The sequence below is a fragment of the uncultured Microbacterium sp. genome (genome assembly GCF_963521695.1).
Classification (GTDB): domain Bacteria; phylum Actinomycetota; class Actinomycetes; order Actinomycetales; family Microbacteriaceae; genus Microbacterium.
Window position 1 is genome coordinate 1 of record NZ_CAUQWC010000004.1, and the last position, 22,415, is coordinate 22,415.

Genomic DNA, 22,415 nt, shown 5'->3' on the forward strand with positions numbered 1-22,415 from the left:
TACGACGCCGGGTACGCCGACGGCGCCGCGGCGGATGCCGGGTCGGGCGAGGAGGGTGCGGGCGATGCCGGGGCGGGCGACGTCGGCGCGGGTGATGTCGGGTCGGTCGGCGCCGGCGGGGTGGACCCCGGTGCGGCCGGTGACATCGGCGCGGACTTCGGCGGCGATTTCGGGGGCGACTTCGGGTTCTGAGGACGCGCGACCGGAGGGCCGCGGTTCGGCTTCATGCGCGCCACGATGTGACATCCTCGTCGAGTGCCCCTTCTCGCGCTGACGGGTGGAATCGCCTCGGGCAAGTCCACCATCGCGACCGCTCTCGCCGACCACGGAGCCGTCGTCGTCGACGCGGACGCGATCGTGCGCGAGGTGCAGGCGCCCGGATCTCCGGTGCTCGAGGCGATCGCCGCCGAGTTCGGTTCCGAGGTGCTCCGTGGTGACGGCGTGCTCGATCGTCCCGCTCTCGGTGCCCTGGTGTTCGGTCATCCCGACCGGCTCGCCGCCCTGAATGCGCTCGTGCACCCCGCCGTCCGCTCCGAATCGCAGCGGCGGTTCGATGAGGCGTTCGCCGCCGATCCGCACGCTGTCGTCGTCTACGACGTGCCGCTGCTCGCGGAGGCGAGAGGCGGGGATGCCTGGGATCTGATCGTCGTCGCCCATGCGCCGGTGGAAGAACGTGTACGCCGCCTCGTCGAGATCCGCGGACTGAGCGAAGGGGATGCGCGCGCGCGCATCGGGTCGCAGGTCGGTGACGAGGAGCGCCTCGCCCTCGCCGACGTGGTCATCGACACGGGCACCACCCTGGAGGCCACCCGGCAGCAGGTCGACCAGCTCTGGGACCGCGTGACGCGCTCTCGCTGACGGTCCGATCCTCTCCCGCGCCGTCGCGCTCGCGTTCGGCGAGCGCAACCCGACGGCCTCTCCCGCGCCGTCGCGCTAGCGTTCGGCGAACGCAACCCGACCCCGATGTCGGAGGCCCCGCCTACGCTGGAATCATGCAGGCAACGCGTTCCGTCCGTCCCTTCGAGGTCATCAGCGAATACTCGCCCTCCGGCGATCAGCCGCAGGCGATCGCCGACCTCGCCGGGCGCATCAACGCCGGCGAGACCGACGTCGTGCTGCTGGGTGCGACGGGTACCGGAAAGTCGGCGACGACGGCCTGGCTGGTGGAGCAGGTGCAGCGCCCCACGCTGGTGCTCGCGCACAACAAGACCCTCGCGGCGCAGCTGGCGAACGAGTTCCGCGAGCTGATGCCGAACAACGCCGTCGAGTACTTCGTCTCGTACTACGACTACTACCAACCCGAGGCCTATGTGCCGCAAACCGACACGTTCATCGAGAAGGACTCGTCGATCAACGCCGAAGTCGAGCGTCTGCGCCACTCGACCACCAACTCGCTGCTGTCCCGCCGCGACGTGATCGTCGTGTCCACGGTGTCGTGCATCTACGGCCTCGGCGCGCCCGAAGAATACCTGCGCGCGATGGTCGCCCTGCAGGTGGGGGAGCGGTACGACCGCGACGCGCTCATCCGCAAGTTCATCTCGATGCAGTACAACCGCAACGACGTCGATTTCTCGCGCGGCAACTTCCGCGTGCGCGGCGACACGATCGAGATCATCCCGGTGTACGAGGAATACGCCATCCGCATCGAGATGTTCGGCGACGAGATCGAGGCGCTCTACACGCTGCACCCGCTCACCGGCGACGTCATCGAGAAGATGGATTCCGTACCGATCTTCCCGGCGTCTCACTACGTCGCCGGCACCGAGACGGTTCAGCGGGCGATCGGCACCATCGAGCACGAGCTCGAGGAGCGCCTGAAAGAGTTCGAGTCGCAGGGAAAGCTCCTCGAGGCGCAGCGCCTGCGCATGCGCACGACGTTCGATCTCGAGATGCTGCAGCAGCTCGGTTTCTGCTCGGGCATCGAGAACTACTCGCGTCACATGGACGGCCGTATGCCCGGCGACCCGCCGCACACGCTGCTCGACTTCTTCCCCGACGACTTCCTGCTCGTCATCGACGAGTCGCACGTGACGGTGCCGCAGATCGGCGCGATGTACGAGGGCGACGCGTCGCGCAAGCGCACACTGGTGGAGCACGGGTTCCGACTGCCGAGCGCCATGGACAACCGCCCCCTGCGGTGGGATGAATTCAAGGAGCGCGTCGGTCAGACCGTCTATCTGTCGGCGACGCCGGGTCGCTATGAGATGGGCATCGCCGACGGGGTGGTCGAGCAGATCATCCGTCCGACGGGCCTGGTGGACCCCGAGATCGTCGTGAAACCGTCGAAGGGCCAGATCGACGATCTGCTCGAAGAGATCCGGGTGCGCGTCGAACGTGACGAGCGCGTGCTCGTCACCACCCTGACCAAGAAGATGGCCGAAGAGCTGACCGACTTCCTCGGGGAGCACGGCGTGCGGGTGCGGTACCTGCACTCCGACGTCGACACCCTGCGGCGCGTCGAGCTGCTGACCGAGCTGCGCGCCGGCGTCTACGACGTGCTCGTGGGCATCAACCTGCTGAGAGAAGGGCTCGACCTGCCCGAGGTCTCGCTCGTGGCGATCCTCGATGCCGACAAAGAGGGATTCCTCCGCAGCGGGACGTCGCTCATTCAGACCATCGGCCGTGCCGCGCGAAACGTGTCCGGTGAGGTGCACATGTACGCCGACAGGATCACCGACTCGATGCGCAACGCAATCGACGAGACCGAGCGGCGGCGCGAGAAGCAGGTCGCCTACAACACCGAACACGGGATCGACCCGCAGCCGCTGCGGAAGAAGATCGCCGACATCACCGAGGTGTTGAACCGCGAGGCCACCGACACGAGAAAGCTCCTCGCGCGTAACGACAAGGCGGGCAAGGGCAAGTCGCCCACGCCGTCGCTGCGTCGGACGGGGATCGCCGCCGAGGGTGCGGATCAGCTCGAATCGACGATCGCCGACCTCACGCAACAGATGTTGGCGGCGGCGGCGGAGCTGAAGTTCGAGCTCGCCGGGCGTCTCCGCGACGAGGTGCAGGACATGAAGAAGGAGCTCCGAGCGATGGAGAGAGCCGGGCACGCCTGAGCCCGCAACCGCACATGGACCAACGGATCACCCTCGTCACCCTCGGAGTTCGCGATCTCTCGCGCGCGATCGCCTTCTACAGCGCGTTGGGATGGAGGGCGCATCCGACATCCGTCGATGGCGAAGTCGCGTTCTTCGACACGGGCGGCCTCGTCCTAGCCCTGTGGGGTCGCGACGACCTGGCCGCGGATTCGGGCGTCGACGACAGCGGCGGATGGGGTGGCGTGACCCTGGCCCACAACGTCGTCGAGGCGGAGGAAGTCGACGCCGTCCTCGCCGGTGCCGTGGCAGCGGGTGCGCGACTGGCGCGCGCGGGTGCACCGACGCCGTGGGGCGGGTACTCCGGAGTCTTCATCGACCCCGACGGTCACCCGTGGGAGGTCGCCGTCAACCCGGGGTGGCCGCTGGACGATGCGGGGCGCCCGCAACTGGGGTGACGACCGACCGGCACGCTCTCCGTGTCAGGGGCAGTGCAGCAGGGGCTTCGGCCCGGATCGGTCGACGCTGTGCTCCGTCATCGGGTGACCGCACAGGGGACAGGGGCGACCCGTGCGGATGGGCTCCGGGGTCGTCTCGTAGGGGCCGACCGAAGCGGGTCCGGCGACGCGGATCAAACGCGTGTTGAGGTACTGATACCAGCCGCCCGCCTCGCGCACGCGCTCGCGGAGCGGCGGGCGATCGGAATCCTTTCGTGTCATGATTATTAGTGTACTAACGATTTGGGAGGTCGCGCATGCAAGATCCGTTGACGCTGGAGAACCAGGTGTGCTTCGCCCTCGTCACCGCCGCCCGCAACATCGTCTCGATCTACCGTCCCGTGCTCGAGCCACTCGGCCTGACGCATCCGCAGTACCTGGTCATGCTCGCCCTGTGGGAGCGATCGCCGCGCACTCTCGGGGCGCTGGCCGCCGAGCTCGCGATGGAACCGGCCACGCTGTCGCCCCTGGTCAAACGCCTCGAGACGCAGGGACGCGTCGATCGCACCCGCCGCACCGACGACGAGCGGGTGCTCGACATCTCGCTCACCGACGAGGGGCGCGCGCTGCGCGAATCCGCCCTCGCCGTCCCCGGCCAGGTCATGGCGCGGGTGGGTGTCTCGGAGGAAGCGCTGATCGCGCTCCGCGACGGTCTCGCTCCCTTCGCCGGGGGCGTCCGCGCGGGGGAGTGAAGCCCGTCCGGCGTCGCCGCACTCTCGCACATCCGTGCGCCCGGGGCGAATCCGGGGCCGATGTCGGAGGCCCGACCTAGACTTAACACGTGCCGATCGTTCCCGTTTCTTCGCCCTCCTCGCCCGCCACCTCAGGTACGAGCGGAAAGCTCAGTGTGCGTGGCGCGCGCGTGCACAACCTCAAGAACGTCGACCTCGATATCCCACGCGATTCCCTTGTCGTCTTCACCGGCCTGTCCGGCTCGGGCAAGTCGAGTCTCGCCTTCGACACGATCTTCGCCGAGGGCCAGCGCCGCTACGTCGAGTCGTTGAGCGCCTACGCGCGCCAGTTCCTCGGGCAGGTCGATCGACCCGACGTCGACTTCATCGAGGGCCTCAGCCCGGCGGTCTCGATCGACCAGAAATCGACCAACCGCAACCCCCGCTCGACGGTCGGCACGATCACCGAGATCCACGACTACATGCGTCTGCTCTGGGCGCGCGTCGGCGTGCCCCACTGCCCCGACTGCGGTGCGCGCATCCAGCGTCAGACGATCCAGCAGATCGCCGACCAGCTGATGGAGCTGCCCGAGCGTACCCGCTACCAGATCGTCGCCCCTGTCGTCACGCAGAAGAAGGGCGAGTTCGTCGACCTCTTCAAAGAGCTCAGTGCGAAGGGCTACGCGCGCGCCGTCGTCGACGGCGACCTGATCCAGTTGGCCGAGCCGCCGACCCTGAAGAAGAGCTACAAGCACGACATCGCCGTCGTCGTCGACCGGCTCGTGGCATCCGGAGACAACCTCAGCCGCGTCACCGACTCGGTCGAGACGGCGATGGGTCTCGCGGGCGGCATCATGCAGGTCAACTACGTCGACGAAGAGGGCGACGACGCCTGGCAGTCGTTCTCTGAGAAGCTGTCGTGCCCCAACGGGCACCCGCTGCAGCTCACCGAGATCGAGCCGCGTACGTTCTCGTTCAACGCCCCCTTCGGCGCCTGCCCGGTCTGCTCGGGCCTCGGGACGCGCATGTCGGTCGACGTCGACCTCATGCTCGGCGACGAGGAGCTGTCGATCCGCGACGGCGCCATCCTGCCCTGGACGACGCAGGGCAAGGGCCTCTTCCAGTACTACGAGCGCCTCCTCGAGGGTCTCGCCCGCGACCTCGACTTCTCGCTCGACACCCCGTGGAAGAAGCTGACGCACGACGTACAGCAGGCGGTGCTGCGCGGCGAGAACTACAAGGTCACGGTCAAGTGGAAGAACCGCTACGGCCGTGAAATGCGTTACTCCTCGGGGTTCGAGGGTGTCGTGCCCTACATCGAGCGTCAGTACCTGCAGGCGGAGTCCGACACGCAGCGCCAGCGCTGGTCGGAATACCTGCGCGAGGTTCCGTGCGCCGTGTGCGACGGCGACCGCCTCAAGCCCGAGGTGCTCGCCGTGCTCGTCGACGGCACCTCGATCGCCGCTGCATCCCGTATGAGCCTCGCCGACGCCCGGGAGTTCTTCTCGGAGCTCACCCTCACCGACCGCGAGGCCACCATCGCTGCGGCGGTGCTGCGCGAGATCCGCGCGCGCCTCGACTTCCTCCTGCAGGTCGGGCTGAACTACCTCAGCCTCGGGCGCGCGGCCGGCACCCTGTCGGGCGGCGAGGCGCAACGTATCCGCCTCGCCACGCAGATCGGCTCGGGCCTCACGGGCGTGCTGTACGTGCTCGACGAGCCCTCCATCGGACTCCACCAGCGCGACAACCGACGTCTGATCCAGACGCTCGAGACCCTCCGCGACCTCGGCAACACCCTGATCGTCGTGGAGCACGACGAAGAGACCATCCACGCGGCCGACTGGGTCGTCGACATCGGGCCCCGCGCCGGCGTCGACGGCGGCAACGTCGTGCACTCCGGGCCCCTCTCCGAATTGCTCACCGACGAGAGCTCTCTCACCGGCGCGTACCTTTCGGGCCGTCGCGCGATCGAGGCGCCGAAGAAACGACGCAAGATCGACAAGAAGCGCCAGGTCACCGTCGTCGGCGCACGCGAGAACAACCTGCAGAACGTCACGGTCGACTTCCCCCTCGGCGTCCTCACCGCGGTGACCGGCGTGAGCGGATCGGGCAAGTCGACGCTGGTCAACGGCATCCTGTACGAAGTCCTGGCCTCGAAGCTGAACGGCGCGCGCCGCGTTCCCGGCAAGCACACCCGCGTGACCGGTCTCGACAACCTCGACAAGGTCGTGCACGTCGACCAGGCCCCCATCGGACGCACGCCGCGCTCGAACCCGGCGACCTACACGGGCGTCTTCGACCGCATCCGCACGCTCTTCAGCGAGACCCCCGAGGCGAAGGTCCGGGGCTACCAGGCCGGCCGGTTCAGCTTCAACGTCAAGGGCGGCCGCTGCGAGGCGTGCTCGGGCGACGGCACGCTGAAGATCGAGATGAACTTCCTGCCCGACGTGTACGTCGACTGCGAGGTGTGCCACGGCAAGCGCTACAACCGCGACACCCTCTCGGTGCACTACAAAGGCAAGAACATCGCCGAGGTGCTCGAGATGCCGATCTCGGAGGCCGCGGAGTTCTTCGAGCCCATCCAGGCGATCCACCGCTACCTCAAGACCCTCGTCGACGTCGGTCTCGGCTACGTCCGTCTCGGCCAGTCGGCCACGACCCTCTCGGGGGGCGAGGCCCAGCGCGTCAAGCTCGCCACCGAGCTCCAGCGCCGCAGCAACGGCCGGTCCATCTACGTGCTCGACGAGCCCACGACGGGTCTGCACTTCGAAGACGTGTCGTTGCTGCTGAAGGTGCTGAACGGCCTCGTCGACAAGGGCAACTCGGTCATCGTCATCGAGCACAACCTCGACGTCATCAAGAGCAGCGACTGGGTGATCGACCTCGGTCCCGAGGGCGGCGCGGGCGGCGGCACGATCGTGGCGACCGGCACTCCCGAACAGGTTGCGAAGGTCGAGGGCAGCCACACCGGCGCCTTCCTCGCGGAGCTCCTCGAGACCGGGCGCACAGGGACGCAGCGCAACGCCCCCTCGCTCGACGCGGAGAGCGCCGAGCGGGAGCTCGTGAGCGCGGCGGGCTGACCCGTGGCATCCCGAGAACGGATGTCGCACCTGCCCTACCGACCCAAGGCCGGAGAAATCCCCACCAATCCGGGGGTGTACCGGTTCCGGGATGCCGAGGGGCGAGTGCTGTACGTCGGCAAGGCCAAGAACCTCCGGGCGCGACTGTCGAACTACTTCGCACCGCTGTATTCGCTGCACGAGCGCACGCGCCGCATGGTGACCACCGCGGCGAGCGTCGAGTGGACGGTCGTGCCGAGCGACGTCGACTCGCTCCAACTGGAGTACATGTGGATCAAGGAGTTCGACCCGCCCTTCAACGTGCGCTATCGCGACGACAAGTCGTACCCCTTCATGGCGATCACGCTCGCCGATGAGGCACCGAGGGTGATCGTGACCCGCAACCACAAGATCCGCGGCGCGAAGTACTTCGGCCCATATCCCAAGGTGTGGGCGGTGCACGACACGATCGACCTGATGATCAAGGTCTTCCCCATCCGCACGTGCAGCGACTCGTCCTACAAGAAGGCGATGGCGTCAGGGCGTCCCTGCTTCCCGGGGCAGATCGGCCGCTGCGGCGGGCCGTGCTCGATGAAGGTCACGATCGACGAGCACCGGGCCGTGGTGAACGACTTCATCGCGTTCATGTCGGGCGGCGACCAGCGCTTCGCGCGCGATCTCACCGCGCGCATGAAAGAGGCCTCGGCCGCGATGGACTACGAGTCGGCCGCGCACTACCGTGACCGCCTGCAGGCCATCGACGCCGTGCTCGGCAAGAGCGCCCTGGTGCTGGCATCCGACACAGACGCCGACCTGTTCGGCATCGCCGAAGACGAGCTCGCCGCGACCGTGCAGCACTTCGTCGTCCGCGGCGGCCGTGTGCGCGGTGTGCGCGCGACGACGATCGAGAAAGAGATCGACATCTCGGGGGCCGAACTCGTCGATCAGGTGCTGCAGCGCACATACGGCGATGCGGATGCCGCCGACATCCCGCGGCAGGTGCTCGTGCCCGAGCTCCCGGACGACGCCGAGCAGCTCGAGGCGTGGCTGCGTGAGCGTCGCGGGCGCCCGGTGACCCTGCAGGTGGCCCAGCGCGGGCGCAAGTCCGACCTTCTCAAGACGGCCACGCTGAACGCGCAGCAGGCGCTCATGCTGCATAAGACGCGCCGCACGAGCGACTACGTCGCCCGCTCGCAGGCCCTCACCGATCTGCAGGAGGCGCTCGGCATGACCGAGGCGCCGCTGCGCATCGAGTGCTTCGACGTGTCGCACCTCGCCGGCACCAACGTCGTGGCATCCATGGTCGTCTTCGAAGACGGACTGCCGCGAAAAGATCAATACCGCTCGTTCGGCGTCGCCGAGACCACCGACGACACCGACTCGATGTATCAGGTGCTCACGAGACGACTCGCCTACCTCGACCGGCCGGATGAGATCGAGCCCGAGACCGTCGGGGGCGCGATCATCGCCGACCCCGACTCCGATCAGGCCACCGCCGACGGTGACGTCGTGACCGCGCGCAAACGCCCGCGCTTCGCATACCGGCCTCAACTGCTCGTCGTCGACGGTGGTCAGCCGCAGGTCGCGGCGGCAGCCCGGGCGCTCGCCGACGCGGGGCACGAGGAGATCGCGCTGTGCGGCATCGCCAAGCGACTCGAAGAGGTGTGGCTGCCGGGGGAGGACTACCCGGTCATCCTGCCGCGCACCTCGGAGGCGCTCTACCTGCTGCAGCGCCTGCGCGACGAGGCCCACCGTTTCGCCATCGTGCACCAGCGCAAGCGTCGAAAGCGCGACATCACGAGCGTGCTCGCGGAGGTCCCCGGGCTCGGCGAAACCCGCATCAAGGCGTTGCTCCGGCACTTCGGGTCGGTCTCGGCGCTGAAAGACGCCAGTCCCGACGAGATCACGGCCCTCCCCGGAATCGGTCCGGCGCTGGCCGAGGCGATCCACTCGCACCTGGCTCGGTAGGCTGTGACGACACGACGGGAGACGACGCCCATGGAGCCGGAACGCGACGAGCCGGGTGAGGTGCTGATCGTCACCGGTATGTCGGGGGCCGGGCGGTCCACCGTCGCCAACGCCCTCGAAGACCTCGACTGGTACGTCGTTGACAACCTGCCGCCTCAGATGCTGCGGCCGTTGCTCGAGCTCACCGAGCTCGCGGGCGGTGCGGTGCCCCGGGTGGCTGTCGTGGTCGATGTGCGCGGGCGATCGCTGTTCAGCGACCTGCCCGAGGCGATGCGCGCACTGCAGGCGGGTCGTCAGGTGCGGGTCGTCTTCCTGGATGCCAGCGACGCGGTGCTCGTGCGCAGGTTCGAGGCCGTGCGCCGACCGCATCCTCTGCAGGGCGACGGCACCATCCTCGACGGCATCCGTCGCGAACGCGAGCGTCTCGCGCCGCTGCGGGAAGCGGCCGACATGGTGATCGACACCTCGGGTCTGAACGTGCACCAGCTGTCGCTGCGCACCGTGGCACTGTTCGGCGAAGAGGGTGCCGCGCGCCATACCGTCACGCTCATGAGTTTCGGGTTCAAGTACGGGCTGCCGCCCGACGTCGACCTCGTCGCCGACATGCGCTTCCTGCCGAACCCGTTCTGGAACGAAGACCTCCGCCCCCTCACGGGCGAAGACCCCCTGGTGCGGGAATACGTGCTGGGTCAGGTGGGGGCGTCGGAGTTCCTCGACGCCTATGCGGCGGCGCTCCGCCCGGTGCTGGACGGGTATCAGCGCGAGAACAAGCGGCACTCGGTCGTGGCGGTGGGTTGCACCGGCGGCAAGCATCGCTCGGTGGTGATGGCGCGGGAGCTGGCTGCACGTCTGGCCGATGTTCCCGGGGTGGCCGTCCGCGTGGCTCATCGCGACCTCGGTCGCGAGTAGGCTGTACCGTCGCCCCCGCCGCCCCCCACCCGAGGAGAACCGTGCCGCTGACCGCCGACGTGAAGGCCGAACTCATCACCGTTCGCGACCCGCGCCCGACCGCGCGCGTCGCCGAGCTCACGGCCCTCCTGCGCTTCTCCGGTGGTCTGCATTCCATCGCCAACCGTGTCGCCGTCGAGGCCGAACTCGACTCCGACGTCCTCGCGCGTCGCGTCGCCCGCGACCTCGTGGAGTTGTACGGCGTGCGTCCCGAACTGCACCACGTGCAGGGCTCCGGCGGTCGCACCGGCGGGTACTACGCCGTGCGCGTCATCGAGGCCGGCGAGACCCTCGCACGCCAGACGGGACTGCTCGATCAGCGCCGCCGCCCGGTGCGCGGTCTGCCCAACAAGCTGACCACGGGCTCGCGTCCCGACCTCAGCGCCATCTGGCGTGGAGCGTTCCTGGCGAGCGGCTCGCTGAGCGACCCGGGCCGGTCCGCGGCGCTGGAGATCTCGTGCCCGTCGTCCGAGGCGGCGATGGCGCTCGTCGGTGCAGGTCACCGCATCGGCATCCCCGCCAAGGCCCGCGAGGTGCGCGGGGTTCCGCGCGTCGTGGTGCGCGACGGCGAGGCGATCCGTGGCGCGCTGTACGAGATGGGCGCCCGCCGCACCGCGGGGGAGTGGGACCAGATGCGTCAGCGCCGCGAGGTGCGCGCCGGCGTGAACCGCCTCGTCAACTTCGACGACGCCAACCTCCGCCGCTCGGCCCAGGCCGCCGTGGCCGCCTGCGCCCGGGTGGAGCGCGCGCTCGAGATCCTCGGCGACGAGGTCCCCGACCACCTGCAGCAGGCCGGCGAGCTGCGCCTCGCGCACCGCGATGCGAGCCTCGACGAGCTCGGACACCACGCCGACCCGCCCCTCACGAAAGACGCCGTGGCCGGTCGCATCCGCCGACTGTTGGCGATGGCCGACAAGAAGGCCGAGGTCGAGGGCATCCCGGGCACCGAGGCCGCCGTGCCGATGGGCGCCGAGGACTGAGAGACCTCCCGGATGCCGTGAGCCGCGGCATCCGCGCGCGCCGCTCCCTTGCGCGCCGTTTCCTTGCGCAGCGCTGCCGTGCGCAGCGCTCCCACGTGCACCGATCCCGCGCGCACCGCTGCCGTGGGCAGTGCTCCCGCGTGCACCGCGCCCGCGCCGGAGACGGTGCGAGTGTGTCGAGCACGGAGACCTCCCGAATGCCGTGATCCGCGGCATCCGATCCCGCCTGCGCCCGACGCGGCGGGTGCTACCGTCCGTCATCCGGGGAAGCAACCCTGTGGGTCGGGCGTTACCCCTCAATAGGATGAAGACGTCACCCTCGCTGCGCGGTTCCTCGCACGTCGTCTCGGCGGAGAGGTCCCGGCGGCGCCCGATTCGGAAGTTGAGATCATGGCGAAGTACACGCTGCCCGAACTGCCCTACGACTACTCGGCGCTGGAGCCGCACATCAGTGCGACGATCATGGAGCTGCACCACAGCAAGCACCACCAGACCTACGTCAACGGTGCGAACACCACCCTCGACCTGCTCGCCGAAGCGCGCGAGAAGGGCGATTTCGCCAACATCAACCGTCTGCAGAAGGACCTTGCGTTCAACCTCGGCGGCCACACGAACCACTCGATCTTCTGGACGAACCTCTCGCCCAACGGCGGCGACAAGCCCACCGGTGACCTCGAGTCGGCGATCGACGACCAGTTCGGCTCGTTCGACGCGTTCCGCGCGCAGTTCACCGCCGCCGCTCTCGGCGTGCAGGGCTCCGGCTGGGCGGGCCTGTTCTGGGACTCGATCGGTGAGAACCTCGTGATCCAGCAGTTCTTCGACCAGCAGGGCCAGATCGTCGCGGGCACCGTGCCGATCCTCCTGCTCGACGTCTGGGAGCACGCGTACTACCTCGACTACAAGAACGTGCGCGCCGACTACGTCAAGGCGTTCTGGAACATCGCCAACTGGGCCGACGCCCAGCAGCGCTTCACCGCCGCCCGTGAGAAGACCGCGGGTCTGCTGGTACTGTCGTAAACGGCGTGGGCGTCCCGGTGGGCACCCCGCCGGGACGCCGTTGTCCGCCTGCGAACACCGCAATCACGCGCATATCGCGCACAACTGATTCAGGAGAAATTCCGTGACCGTCAAGATCGGAATCAACGGCTTCGGCCGTATCGGACGCAACTACCTCCGCGCGGCTCTCGCGCAGGGGGCCGACCTCGAAATCGTGGCGGTGAACGACCTCACCGACAACAAGTCGCTGGCGCACCTCCTCAAGTACGACTCCGTCGGCGGCGTGCTGACCGAGGACGTCTCGTACACCGCTGACTCCATCACCGTCGGCGACAAGACCATCAAGGTCTTCGAAGAGCGCGACCCCGCCAACCTCCCCTGGGGCGAGCTGGGCGTCGACATCGTCATCGAGTCGACCGGTCGCTTCACCAAGGCCGAAGACGCCAAGAAGCACATCACGGGTGGCGCCAAGAAGGTGCTCATCTCGGCTCCCGCCACGGGTGACGACGCGACCATCGTCATGGGCGTCAACGAAGAGACCTACAACCCCGAGACCGACGTCATCATCTCGAACGCGTCGTGCACCACCAACTGCCTCGCGCCGCTGGCCCAGGTCTTCGAAGAGGCGTTCGGCATCGAGCGCGGCTTCATGATGACCGCTCACGCCTACACGGCCGACCAGAACCTGCAGGACGGCCCGCACAGCGACCTCCGTCGTGCCCGCGGTGCGGCGATCAACATCGTCCCCGCCTCGACCGGTGCCGCCAAGGCCATCGGCCTGGTGCTGCCCGAGCTCAACGGCAAGCTCAGCGGCTCGTCGTACCGCGTGCCGGTGCCCACCGGCTCGATCGTCGACCTCACCATCATCACGCCCACCGACGGTCTGACCGTCGACCAGGTCAACGAGGTCTACAAGAAGGCCGCCGCCGAGGGTCGCCTCAACGGCATCCTGCAGTACACCGAAGACCCGATCGTCTCGAGCGACATCCAGGGCAACCCGCACTCGTCGATCTTCGACGCGGAGCTGACCAACGTCAGCGGCAACCTGGTCAAGGTCTCGTCGTGGTACGACAACGAGTGGGGCTACTCCAACCGCCTCGTCGACCTCACCGAGTACGTCGCCGAGCGCCTGTAACCCTTCATGGCTCTGCGCACCCTCGATTCGCTGGGGTCGCTCGCCGGCACGCGCGTCATCGTCCGTTGTGATCTGAACGTCCCCCTCAAGGACGGCGTCATCACGGATGATGGCCGCGTGCGCGCGTCGCTTCCTACTCTCAACGCACTGATCAACGCCGGCGCGCGTGTGGTCGTGTGTTCGCACCTGGGCCGCCCCGACGGGGCGCCCGACCCGAAGTACTCACTCGAGCCGGTCGCGCAGCGCCTGTCCGAACTACTGGGCCAGCCGGTCGCGTTCGCGCGCGACACGGTCGGCGAGTCGGCTCAGGATGCCGTCGGCTCGCTCGAGAACGGTGAGGTCGCCGTCATCGAGAACCTGCGCTTCAACGCGGGGGAGACCTCGAAGGACGAGTCCGAGCGTCAGGCCTTCGCGCGAGAGCTCGCCGGTCTCGGTGACGCCCTCGTCTCCGACGGTTTCGGCGTCGTGCACCGCAAGCAGGCGAGCGTCTACGATCTCGCCCAGCTAGTGCCCTCGGCCGCGGGCCTGCTCATCCAGAAGGAGCTCGAGGTCCTCGACCGTCTGACCGAGAACCCCGAGCGCCCCTACACGGTCGTGCTCGGCGGATCGAAGGTCAGCGACAAGCTCGGCGTCATCGAACACCTGCTGCCCCGCGTCGACAAGCTCCTCGTCGGCGGCGGCATGATGTTCACCTTCCTCGTCGCCGAGGGGTACCAGGTCGGCGCGAGCCTGCTCGAGAAGGACCAGATCGACACCGTGAAGGGCTACCTCGCCACGGCGAAGGAGCGCGGCGTCGAGATCGTCCTCCCCGTCGATGCCGTCGTCGCCGCGTCGTTCTCGGCGGACGCCGAGCACGTCGTCGCCGACGCCCAGGCCCTGGAGGACACCGACTTCGGTGCGTCCGGACTGGGACTCGACATCGGTCCCCGCACGGCGGAGATCTTCGCCGAGGCGATCCGCGGCTCGCGCACCGTCTTCTGGAACGGCCCGATGGGCGTGTTCGAGATGAAGGCGTTCGAAGCCGGCACCAAGACCGTCGCCCAGGCGCTCACCGAGGTCGACGGCCTCAGTGTCGTCGGCGGCGGCGACTCCGCCGCGGCCGTGCGTCAGCTCGGTTTCACGGACGAGGCGTTCGGCCACATCTCCACCGGTGGCGGCGCGAGCCTGGAGTTCCTCGAAGGTAAGAAGCTCCCCGGACTGGAGGTCCTCGGATGGTCGTAATCGACACGGAGTCGTCTGCTGCGCACAACAGGCGAACCCCTCTCATCGCCGGTAACTGGAAGATGAACCTCGACCACCTGCAGGCGGTCGCGTTCGTCCAGAAGCTGCACTGGACGCTGAAGGAGGCGAAGCACGACAAGGGCAGCGTCGAGGTCGCGGTGTTCCCGCCGTACACCGACCTGCGGACGGTGCAGACCCTCCTCGACGCCGACAAGATCGAGTTCGCCCTCGGCGGCCAGGACCTGTCGGCCCACGACTCCGGTGCGTACACCGGGGAGATCTCGGGCCAGTTCCTCGCCAAGCTCGACGCGAAGTACGTCATCATCGGGCACTCCGAGCGCCGGCAGTTCCACCACGAGACCGACGAGGTCATCGCTGCGAAGACGCAGGCGGCGTTGCGCCACGGCCTCGTGCCCGTGATCTGCGTCGGCGAGACCTCGGAGGACCTCGAGAAGTTCGGCGCCAGCGCCGTTCCGGTCGGGCAGCTCGAGGTCGCGCTCGAGGGCGTGGCGGCGGATGCCGACATCGTCGTCGCCTACGAGCCCGTATGGGCCATCGGCTCCGGCCAGGCCGCGACGCCCGATCAGGCGCAGGAGGTGTGTGCCAAGCTCCGTGCGGTCGTGGCAGACAAGCTCGGCGCCGACGCCGCCGCGCGCACCCGTGTGCTCTACGGCGGATCGGTCAAGTCGAACAACATCGCCGCGTTCATGCGCGAGCCCGATGTGGACGGCGCCCTGGTCGGTGGAGCGAGCCTCGTCGTCGACGAGTTCGCCGCGATCATCCGGTTCCAAAAGCACGTCGGCGTCTGACGCCCACCGATGCCCGCGGCGCTTCGCCGCGGGCATCCGTGCGTCCGCGCCCCCGCCCTCTATACTTGACGCTTGTGCGGTCGACCAGGCCGCTCGCGAAAGGCTTTCGACAGTGCAGATTCTCGAGTTCGTCCTGCAGGTGCTCCTGGGCGTCACCAGCCTCCTGCTGACCCTGCTCATCCTGCTCCACAAGGGTCGCGGCGGCGGTCTCTCCGACATGTTCGGCGGCGGTATGAGTTCCGCCATGGGTTCCTCTGGACTCGCGGAGCGCAACCTCAACCGTTTCACGGTCGTCCTGGCTCTGACGTGGTTCGTCACCATCGTCGGCCTCGGCCTGCTGACCAAGTTCGCGGAGCTCTGACATGGCCACCGGAGGTAATGCGATCCGCGGCTCCCGCGTCGGCGCCGGGCCCATGGGCGAGCAGGACCACGGCTTCCACGCCGATCGCGTGGCCGTGTCCTACTGGGACGCCCTCGGAAACGAGACGGTGCGCTACTTCGCCGCGGGCATTCCCGACGACGAGATCCCCGAGACGATCGACTCACCGCACTCGGGCCTTCCGGCCGGGCGCGACAAGGCGAACCCCCCGGCCCTGGCCAAGGCGGAGCCCTACAAGACCCACCTCGCTTACGTGAAGGAGCGTCGAAGCGACGAAGAAGCCGCTTCCCTCCTCGACGACGCGTTGCAGCAGTTGCGCGAGCGCCGCGGTCAGTGACGATCGAGAGGGCCGGATGCCATGGCATCCGGCCCTTCGTCGTTCCTCCGGCTCTTCTGAAGCGCTCGCCTAGCGGACCGGTGAGTCCGTGACCAATCGCGTCCACGGTCCCGACGGGACATCGTCATCGTCGACGAATGCCCAGTCGACCCGGTCGTCTTCGCCGTCGAGGTCGGCGAAGCCGAGGCATCCGTTGAGCGCCGGTGAGACGTCGAGACCGGCGCCGTTGAAGCGGGTGTTGGCGGGGCGTCGGTCGTCGGAGCCGAACACGTAGTCGGCGTCGTGGTACTCGCCCGGCCCTGCGTCCTGGATCTGCCCGTAGCAGAGGTGCCCGTCCTTGTGCAGGACGACCCAGCGGTTCTTCATCAGGCTGACCGTCGGGTCGTCGAGGGATGACGCGAAGGCGGGGTCGTGGGCCCAGGGCACGACCTCGCCACGGAGCGCGAAGCCCTCGGGGTCGTTGACGTCGTCGAAGGGCAGGTCGAGGTAGAACGGGTTCTCCCGGGGTGTCATCCGTGTGGGGAAGTAGTCGGTGTCCGCCGTCCTCGACTCGGTGCGACACTCCTCGCCGGTGTCGATGCCGTCGCATCCGCCATAGGCGGCGAGCCAGTCGCTGTCGTACGTCGACACGCGTTGGCTGCCGTCGGGGGCCTCGGGGTCGAAGACCTCGCCCACCCAGAACGTCGTCGCCACGATCCCGGTGTGCCAGGGGTACCCGGTGTCGGGGCGAGACGGCTCGATCGGCACGCACGCGCACACGACGGTGGCGACGACCACCGCGAGGGTGATCGCCGCCGCCGTCCGCCGTGTGGTCATTCCGCGGTGGTGGCCTCGGTGGGCCGGAAGAGTTCGACCGGACCCTCGGGCGGAGTCGCCAGGGTCGGTGAGGTCGGTGAGGTGGGCGGCGTCACCGCGCCGGCGGAGGACAGCGGGGGCGCACCGGCGCTGTCGTACAGCTGCAGGTCGTCGGTGCGCAGGGTGCCGTCGGCGAAGATCGTGAGGGCGAAACTGATGCCGTCGTAGCCCGCGGGGATCGCCGGTGTCGTCCAGTCGGCCTGCGTCCACTGCGTCGCCGGGGCGAACCACGGGCTCGAGGTCCAGTACGACCACGCCCCGGTCGTGGAGCGAAGGTAGACCGCGAACTGGGTGACTCCGCTGGCGAGATACCACTCGCGGAGCGTGTACGTCCGACCGGCCGTCACCGTCGGCGCGCACTGCCCGAGATCGAACTGCGGGAGGAGCTTCGCATCGCCGTCCGCATAGTTCGACATGGTGATGCCGCTGGCGACCGAGCCCGTGTGCGCGGGTGCCCCCGTGCTGAAGGCGGGGGCGTTGCTGCCGTAGCCGCCGCGCATCCAGCAGTCGGGGGCGCCGACCTCGAGGCTCGGGTTCGCGATGCCGTTCGTCGACCCGGTGGGGGCCGCGACGACCGGTCCGCTGACGACCGGCTTGGCGGCGCCGCCGATGACGTCACCGATCGTCCGCACCACCGTGCCGGCGCCCTGTCGGGTCTTTAACCACGTCACGAAGCTCGAGAACACGCTCGGGGTGACGGCGAGGTCGCTGCACGCGTCGGCGCACACGTCGTGAAAGGTGTACTGCACCCACCCGCCGCCGTTGCGCTCGGCATTCGTGACGCCGGCTTTCAGGTCGTCGAGCGACCAGGTGGCATCCACTTGATCCAGGGCCTTCAGCGCATAGCGGTCGGCGGGTCGCGTCGATTCGGCGTAGGAGCACTCCGGGCATCCGAAACGACTGCGGATGTCGCCGAGCAGCCGGGCGCTGCTGTATCCGCACGCTTCGGCGGCCCGCTCGACCTCGGGCGTGCGGGAGGCGAAGGGGTACGCGAAGCTGCGGACGGTGAACCCCCACGACGTGAGGTTGCGGCGGTCGGTGCAGATCTGCCTCTTCGCCTCGTCGACGCTCACCTGCGCGAGGTCGGGGTGGTTCACGGTGTGCCCGCCGACCTCGTGGCCGGCGTTCTTCAGGGTCGTCAGATCGGCGCGCGTCATGTGACCCGTGGCGCCGATGAATCCCGAGGGCACGTAGAACGTCGCCCGCATGCCGTTCGATCGGAGGGCGGGGAGCGCCTGCAACTGGTTCGCATTGGCATCGTCGAACGTCAGGCTCACGATCGTGCGGGTCGCGGCCTCGGCGGGCGGCGCGGGGGACCAGATGACGACAGCCCCGGCTGCCACCGCGACCGCCGCAACCACGGCGACACCGCGGCGTAGGGCCGCCCTCGACCTACGGGCGACCTGCGGGCGGGCGACCTGCACGTGGGCGACCTGCACGTGGGGGATCTGCTCGCGGGGGATCGGCCATCGGGCGCCCGGCCCGCGGGGGATCGCCCGACGGGTGACCTGCCCGCGGGAGATCGGCCGACGGGCGCCCGGCCCGCGGGGGATCACAACGCACCCCGGAACGAGTCGGCACCGGCGAGGGGCATGGCATCCGACCCCAGTCGTTCGCGCGAGAGCAGGTCTGCGGCGACCCGCATGATGGTCGAGGTCAGCGAGGTGCGCGGCTCGTAGCCGACGAGGGCGTTCGCCTTGGTGTTGTCGGGTACGCGACGGCGCATGTCTTCGAAGCCCGGCGCGTAGGCCTGCGCGTACGGCACCAGTTCGACCGTGCTGCGGCTGTCGAGGGTGCGGATGACCTCGTGTGCGAGGTCGAGGATCGAGATCTCGCGTGCGCCCCCGAGGTTGTACGCCTGTCCGCGCGACCGCGGGTCGCGCTCGATGAGGACCATCGCGGGGACGACGTCCTCGACGGCGGAGAAGCAGCGCGTCTGCAGGCCATCGCCGAACACGGTCAGCGGCTGACCACGCAGCGCCTGCCCGACGAGGTTGGGCAGCACCATGCCGTAGCGGCCGGTCTGACGCGGCCCGACGGTGTTGAACAGCCGCACGATCGAGACGTCCAGACCCTCCTGGTCGCAGTACGCCTTCGCGAACGCCTCGTCGATGCCCTTCGCGCCGGCATAGGTCCAGCGCGAGAGGAGCGGGTCGCCGAGGACCCGGTCGGAGTCCTCCCGCAGGCGATCGGCGGTGTTCTTGCCGTACACCTCGCTGGTCGACACCAGCAGCACCGAGGCCTGCCGCTCGATCGCGGCGGTGAGCACGTTCTCGGTGCCGTGGATGTTGACGCGAAGGCCCCGCAGTGGCTGCTCGACGATGAGCTTCACCCCGACCGCCGCCGCGAGGTGGAAGACCCGGTCGCATGCCTGCATCGCCTGGCCCACCGTCAGGGTGTTCAGGATGGAGCCGTGGATCATGGTCAGCCGCGGGTGGTCCACGACGCCGGCGAGGTTGCGGGCGGATCCGGTGGAGAGGTCGTCGAGGACGACGACCTCATCGCCGAGACCGAGCAGGTGCTCGACCAGGTGGCTGCCGACGAAACCGGCGCCGCCGGTGACGAGCGATCGTGTCGCGGTGCGGCCGGGGTACACCTGCACGCTCACAGCAGCACCCGTCCCGCGATGTCGGCGCTGCGGTAGGTGCCGTCCACGACGACCGTGTCGATGTCGAGCCAGGCGAGATCGCTGTCGTGGTGGCGCGTGTGCACGAGCACCACATCGGGCCGGAACGCGGCGGGATCCGCGAGCGAATCGCGCTCGCGCCCCGACCCGAGGTGGATGTGCGCCGCATGCGTGTCGACGTACTGCACCTCGGCACCGAGATCGATGAGCAGGTCGATGATCTCCAGGGCGGGGGATTCGCGGAGGTCGGCGACGTCGGGCTTGTAAGTCACCCCGACCACGAGGACCCGCGCGCCGAGGGTGCCTTTGCCCGCCTTCCCGAGCACGTCGCGGATGCGCTCCACCACCCGACGGGGACGCGCGGCGATGCGCGTCATCGCCTCCGTGATGAGGCCGGCATCCACGTGCAGGGCTCTGAGCTGCCACAGCAGGTAGTGCGGGTCGCACGGGATGCAGTGACCCCCGACGCCCGGCCCGGGATAGAACGCCATGAATCCGTACGGCTTCGTGCTCGCCGCCTCGATCACCTCGGTCACCGGGACCTCGAGTGCCCCGCAGATGTCGGCGAACTCGTTGGCGAGGGCGATGTTGACCGCGCGGAACGTGTTCTCGAGCAGCTTCGTCATCTCGGCGGTCGCCAGACTCGACACGCGGTGTACGCGCGCCGCGTATCGGGAGAGCAGACGCGCGCCCTCCTCCTCGCACTCAGGGGTCGCCCCGCCCACCACGCGGGGGACCACCTCTTGGGCGAAACCGACGTTGCCGGGGTCGATGCGTTCGGCGCTGAACGTCACGAACACGTCGCGGCCGATCTGCATCCCCCTATCGCGCAGGGGCTGCTCGATGAGGTCGTGGGTGCAGCCGACGTAGGTGGTGGAGGTGAGCATGATCAGCTGACCCGGGCGTGCGGCGGCGACGACGGTGGCGCAGGCCGTGCGCAGCGGGACGAGATCGGGTACCTGTCGGTCGTCGACGGGGGTGGGCACGCACACGACGATGGCGGCGGCGCGGCCGAGCTCGCGGACGTCCCCGGTCAGCCGGAAGTCACCCGGGGCGTGCAGGGCGACGTCGAGCCGCTCGCGGTCGGAGTCGATGAGATCGGCACCGCGGGCCGCGATCGTGCGCAGACGGCGAGAAGACGCATCCAGCGCGAGCACCCGAGCGCCACTCGCGTGGTGGGCGAGAGCCGTCGGCAGGCCGACGTATCCGAGACCGACGATGGCGACGTCGAAATCGAACGGGGCGTCTGCCGGTGCGGGGTCGAGCGGGGCCGGGAACAGGTCCGCCCGGACATCGAGTGTGGACATCATCATCCTCCAGAAGCGGGTACGTGAAGCAGAGTCGGATCTCACGGTCGACCCCTCGCTCACCCTCAGCCGCGGCGGAGGCGACCGTCAAGCAACGGGCGGCGATCGTGCGGGTCGCCGCGAACCGCACGCGATCTTGCGGGAGACCGCATCCGGCGTGCGGGTCGGCGCGCGCCGACGGCGGCTGTCGACGCGTACGGTCGAGCGCGAGCGAAGGGGGATGCCGTGTCTCGAGCGGTCAGCGATGCGCCGACGGCCACGCCCGCCGCGCGAACGCCCGCGGGATGGATCGCGTGACACTCGCTGTCGTGCTGATCGTCGTGATCTGCACGATCGGGCTCTCGACCGCGGTGTGGGGGGTCGCCGCCCTGTGTCGGCTCGCCGCCGAAGGGCGCACCGGCGCATCCCTGCTGTCGCCGTCGATGTTCTTCCGTCCCGAGGAGGTGGCGGTGCTCATCGCCGCGCACGACGAGCAGCTCGTGATCGCGGACGCCGTCCGCGCGGCACGCGCCCTCGTCCCGGCGCGCAACGTCTTCGTCGTCTCGGACGGCTCGAACGACGAGACCGCGGCGCGCGCGCGCGAAGCGGGCGCCACGGCATGGGATCTCGTCCCCAACCGGGGGAAGGCGGGAGCGATCCGCGCCGGCCTCGCGCACTTCCGCATCCCCGAGCGCTTCCCGCTGCTGCTCCTCCTCGATGCCGACTCGCGTCCTCGACCGGACTACCTGCGCACCGGCCTGCCGCTTTTCACCGATGAGGGGGTGGTGGCGGTGGCGGGACGGGCGACGACGGCCCCGGATGCCGCGACCCGGGGGATGGGCCGGCTTCTCACCTCCTACCGGGAGCGGACCTACGTCTGCACGCAGTACCTCCACAAATTCGGTCAGGCGGCACGCGCGACGGATGCGGTGGCGATCGTGCCGGGATTCGCGAGCATGTACCGCACCGACGTCCTCGACCGCATCGACATCGACGCGCCCGGGCTCTCGATCGAGGACTTCAACATGACCTTCGAGGTGCACGCGAAGCGTCTGGGACGCATCGCGTTCCACCCGGCGTGCGCGATTGCCGAGACGCAGGACCCCGCCCTCTTCCGGGACTACTCCGCGCAGATGCGGCGGTGGAGTCTCGGCTTCTGGCAGACGGTGCGGCGCCACGGTCCGCGCCGGGGCCTGTTCTGGGCGTCCGTCGGCGTGTTCGCGGTAGAGACGGTCGTCTCCAGCCTCGTGCTCACCGCGATGGTGCCGGTCCTGGTGGTCGCCGCGATCGCGGCCGCAGCGAGCGTGATGCTCGCCGGAGAGGCGTCGACCGTCGCGTCGGCGGTGGCGACCGTGCTGCCGGTGGGTCCGTTGGCCGCGGCCTTCCTCGCGGCGGATGCGGCGATGACGGTGTTCTCCTGCGCCGTCACCGGCACTCGGCCGCGCGTATGGATGCTCCTCTTCCCGCTGCTGCGGGTCTGGGACGCGGTGCTGTGCCTCCGCGCGCTCGTCGCGGCGATCGGACGCGGACGGCCCTCCGACGGTCGCTGGCGCAGCCCCGACCGCCGGGCGGCGTTGTCACCCGTCTCGCCCTGAGCCCCGGCATCC

21 protein-coding genes are annotated in these 22,415 nt (G+C 69.1%); 16 read left to right on the forward strand and 5 right to left on the reverse strand.

Annotated features, from left to right (window positions below; genetic code table 11):
* From RWP81_RS00535 to RWP81_RS00550, 4 genes are all read left to right on the forward strand, one after another.
* Positions 1 to 192, forward strand: a 192-nt coding sequence (locus RWP81_RS00535) for a hypothetical protein (protein ID WP_314451229.1), incomplete at its 5' end; no start/stop codon positions are given.
* A gap of 63 nt (positions 193 to 255) precedes the next feature.
* Entirely contained in the window at positions 256 to 858 is a 603-nt protein-coding gene (coaE, locus tag RWP81_RS00540; RefSeq protein WP_314451231.1) for a dephospho-CoA kinase, read from the forward strand.
* A 134-nt stretch (positions 859 to 992) separates the two neighbouring features.
* A complete protein-coding gene (gene uvrB, locus RWP81_RS00545; RefSeq protein WP_314451233.1) occupies positions 993 to 3,062 on the forward strand; it encodes an excinuclease ABC subunit UvrB in 2,070 nt (689 codons plus the stop codon).
* 14 nt (positions 3,063 to 3,076) lie between these two features.
* Entirely contained in the window at positions 3,077 to 3,499 is a 423-nt protein-coding gene (locus RWP81_RS00550; RefSeq protein WP_314451235.1) for a VOC family protein, read from the forward strand.
* A gap of 24 nt (positions 3,500 to 3,523) precedes the next feature.
* On the opposite strand, the gene RWP81_RS00555 is transcribed toward RWP81_RS00550, so the two are convergent.
* Positions 3,524 to 3,760, reverse strand: coding sequence for a hypothetical protein (locus tag RWP81_RS00555; protein WP_314451237.1), 237 nt, complete (start codon positions 3,758 to 3,760; stop codon positions 3,524 to 3,526).
* Positions 3,761 to 3,795: 35 nt separating this feature from the next.
* Here RWP81_RS00555 and RWP81_RS00560 point away from each other — a divergent pair, with 35 nt between their 5' ends.
* The 11 genes from RWP81_RS00560 (at position 3,796) to RWP81_RS00610 (ending at position 16,041) form a co-directional block, all read left to right on the forward strand.
* Entirely contained in the window at positions 3,796 to 4,230 is a 435-nt protein-coding gene (locus RWP81_RS00560; RefSeq protein ID WP_314451239.1) for a MarR family transcriptional regulator, read from the forward strand.
* Positions 4,231 to 4,319: 89 nt separating this feature from the next.
* A complete protein-coding gene (gene uvrA / locus RWP81_RS00565; protein WP_314451241.1) occupies positions 4,320 to 7,289 on the forward strand; it encodes an excinuclease ABC subunit UvrA in 2,970 nt (989 codons plus the stop codon).
* A 21-nt stretch (positions 7,290 to 7,310) separates the two neighbouring features.
* Positions 7,311 to 9,236, forward strand: coding sequence for an excinuclease ABC subunit UvrC (gene uvrC, locus RWP81_RS00570; protein WP_314451278.1), 1,926 nt, complete (start codon positions 7,311 to 7,313; stop codon positions 9,234 to 9,236).
* Between the two features lie 30 nt (positions 9,237 to 9,266).
* Positions 9,267 to 10,145, forward strand: a complete 879-nt coding sequence (gene rapZ / locus RWP81_RS00575; RefSeq protein WP_314451243.1) for an RNase adapter RapZ — start codon at positions 9,267 to 9,269, stop codon at positions 10,143 to 10,145.
* Positions 10,146 to 10,186: 41 nt separating this feature from the next.
* A complete protein-coding gene (whiA, locus tag RWP81_RS00580) occupies positions 10,187 to 11,164 on the forward strand; it encodes a DNA-binding protein WhiA (RefSeq protein WP_055955205.1) in 978 nt (325 codons plus the stop codon).
* A 390-nt stretch (positions 11,165 to 11,554) separates the two neighbouring features.
* Positions 11,555 to 12,181, forward strand: a complete 627-nt coding sequence (locus RWP81_RS00585) for a superoxide dismutase (RefSeq protein WP_055955202.1) — start codon at positions 11,555 to 11,557, stop codon at positions 12,179 to 12,181.
* Positions 12,182 to 12,284: 103 nt separating this feature from the next.
* Positions 12,285 to 13,295: a type I glyceraldehyde-3-phosphate dehydrogenase gene (gene gap / locus RWP81_RS00590; protein WP_055955199.1), complete on the forward strand. Its 1,011-nt coding sequence runs from the start codon at positions 12,285 to 12,287 to the stop codon at positions 13,293 to 13,295.
* 6 nt (positions 13,296 to 13,301) lie between these two features.
* Complete coding sequence (locus tag RWP81_RS00595) at positions 13,302 to 14,516, forward strand: phosphoglycerate kinase (RefSeq protein ID WP_314451248.1); 1,215 nt, start codon at positions 13,302 to 13,304, stop codon at positions 14,514 to 14,516.
* Positions 14,507 to 15,325, forward strand: coding sequence for a triose-phosphate isomerase (gene tpiA / locus RWP81_RS00600; RefSeq protein WP_314451250.1), 819 nt, complete (start codon positions 14,507 to 14,509; stop codon positions 15,323 to 15,325). Before RWP81_RS00595 ends, tpiA begins: the two co-directional genes overlap by 10 nt.
* A gap of 112 nt (positions 15,326 to 15,437) precedes the next feature.
* Positions 15,438 to 15,686 (forward strand): preprotein translocase subunit SecG, encoded by a 249-nt coding sequence (gene secG, locus RWP81_RS00605; protein ID WP_055955190.1) that lies wholly within the window; start codon positions 15,438 to 15,440, stop codon positions 15,684 to 15,686.
* Position 15,687: 1 nt separating this feature from the next.
* Positions 15,688 to 16,041 (forward strand): RNA polymerase-binding protein RbpA, encoded by a 354-nt coding sequence (locus RWP81_RS00610; protein ID WP_055955187.1) that lies wholly within the window; start codon positions 15,688 to 15,690, stop codon positions 16,039 to 16,041.
* Between the two features lie 69 nt (positions 16,042 to 16,110).
* On the opposite strand, the gene RWP81_RS00615 is transcribed toward RWP81_RS00610, so the two are convergent.
* The 4 genes from RWP81_RS00615 to RWP81_RS00630 all read right to left on the reverse strand — a co-directional run bounded on the left by RWP81_RS00615 (position 16,111) and on the right by RWP81_RS00630 (position 20,829).
* Positions 16,111 to 16,857, reverse strand: a complete 747-nt coding sequence (locus tag RWP81_RS00615; RefSeq protein WP_314451255.1) for a hypothetical protein — start codon at positions 16,855 to 16,857, stop codon at positions 16,111 to 16,113.
* Complete coding sequence (locus RWP81_RS00620; RefSeq protein WP_314451256.1) at positions 16,854 to 18,335, reverse strand: polysaccharide deacetylase family protein; 1,482 nt, start codon at positions 18,333 to 18,335, stop codon at positions 16,854 to 16,856. The genes RWP81_RS00615 and RWP81_RS00620 overlap by 4 nt, the downstream gene beginning before the upstream one ends.
* A gap of 113 nt (positions 18,336 to 18,448) precedes the next feature.
* On the reverse strand, positions 18,449 to 19,504 hold the full coding sequence (locus RWP81_RS00625; RefSeq protein ID WP_314451258.1) for a GDP-mannose 4,6-dehydratase: 1,056 nt from the start codon (positions 19,502 to 19,504) through the stop codon (positions 18,449 to 18,451).
* Complete coding sequence (locus RWP81_RS00630) at positions 19,501 to 20,829, reverse strand: nucleotide sugar dehydrogenase (protein ID WP_314451260.1); 1,329 nt, start codon at positions 20,827 to 20,829, stop codon at positions 19,501 to 19,503. Before RWP81_RS00630 ends, RWP81_RS00625 begins: the two co-directional genes overlap by 4 nt.
* A gap of 293 nt (positions 20,830 to 21,122) precedes the next feature.
* Between RWP81_RS00630 and RWP81_RS00635 the strand changes: the two genes are divergently transcribed.
* Complete coding sequence (locus tag RWP81_RS00635) at positions 21,123 to 22,403, forward strand: glycosyltransferase family 2 protein (RefSeq protein ID WP_314451262.1); 1,281 nt, start codon at positions 21,123 to 21,125, stop codon at positions 22,401 to 22,403.
* Positions 22,404 to 22,415: the final 12 nt, after the last annotated feature.